Annotated in this window: 4 protein-coding genes; 1 reads left to right on the plus strand and 3 read right to left on the minus strand. The window is 43.8% G+C overall.

Features of this window, described 5'->3' with window-relative positions; all coding sequences use genetic code 11:
* From CIK04_RS34490 to CIK04_RS34500, 3 genes are all read right to left on the minus strand, one after another.
* Positions 1-106: hypothetical protein (locus tag CIK04_RS34490; protein ID WP_369597177.1), on the minus strand; the 106-nt coding region annotated here is incomplete at its 3' end.
* 16 nt (positions 107-122) lie between these two features.
* Entirely contained in the window at positions 123-272 is a 150-nt protein-coding gene (locus CIK04_RS34495) for a hypothetical protein (protein WP_325205921.1), read from the minus strand.
* Positions 273-299: 27 nt separating this feature from the next.
* Positions 300-506, minus strand: coding sequence for an S-adenosylmethionine synthetase N-terminal domain-containing protein (locus CIK04_RS34500; RefSeq protein WP_325205922.1), 207 nt, complete (start codon positions 504-506; stop codon positions 300-302).
* Positions 507-840: 334 nt separating this feature from the next.
* Between CIK04_RS34500 and CIK04_RS27750 the strand changes: the two genes are divergently transcribed.
* On the plus strand, positions 841-1028 hold a 188-nt coding region (locus CIK04_RS27750), incomplete at its 3' end, for a hypothetical protein (RefSeq protein ID WP_176463455.1).

Here is a 1028-nt window from a genome sequence, read left to right on the forward strand (position 1 = left end):
TAACCTGTGATTTTGCATCAGGACGCAACCATGGCAGTGTGCCATCTTTACGAACTTTTGCTTGACGCTCCATCAAACGGTGAGCGTAAGTGATGGGTGCTGGCATAAGAACTTCAGTTTCGTTACATGCGTAACGACATGATGCCTTGGTCGCCCGCGCCTTGCTCTTTAGGATCGGCTTTATCAACACCTTGGTTGATGTCTGGAGACTGTTTACCGATAGTGTTCAGTACTGCATCATGAGTTGCATCGAACCATATCTGAATGTACATAACCAATTTCACGCACAGTTTCACGAGTTAACTCTTCGATATCAACCCATGCAGAAGTGGTGATTTCACCGACCGACCATTACCATGCCAGTTTTTACGTAACGTTTCACATGCAACACGCGACTTTTGGGTCTTGTTCAAGAATCGCATCAAGAACCGCATCAGAATCTGGTCTGCAATTTTATCTGGATGACCTTCTGAAACCGACTCAGAAGTAAACAGGTGCTTAGCCATTGAGAGCTCCACTTTTATTAATCTAATCTGCTGTGAGAATGCATGCTCCAGCAGTAGGAAATACAATAATTTTTGTAGGTGTTTCTACATCTAGACGTCTATTCTAGTTTTGAATGCTCGAATTACAAGCTCTTTTTTATTATTAGCGAAAACCAAACGTTTGCTTAATCGAGTGAGAAAATGTTTTTTTCTACAGTTGAATGGCAATTAAGTACGCTTACATTTCCACAAATTGTTCAGGTAAATCGTTTGCAGTCGAGAGATTGCTTTGCGAAAATAATCACCACTCGATTTTCTATGTTATCAATTCGCTTTAATGCACTCAGGAGCAGACATGCCTTCTCGTAAACATCTCGCTAATGCAATCCGCGCACTCAGCATGGACGGCGTACAAAAAGCAAACTCAGGCCACCCAGGCGCACCTATGGGTATGGCGGACATCGCTGAAGTTCTTTGGCGTGGCCACCTAAACCACAACCCATCAAACCCAGAGTGGGCTGATCGCGACCGTTTTGTACTCTC

Source organism: Vibrio sp. 03_296 (genome assembly GCF_002265885.1).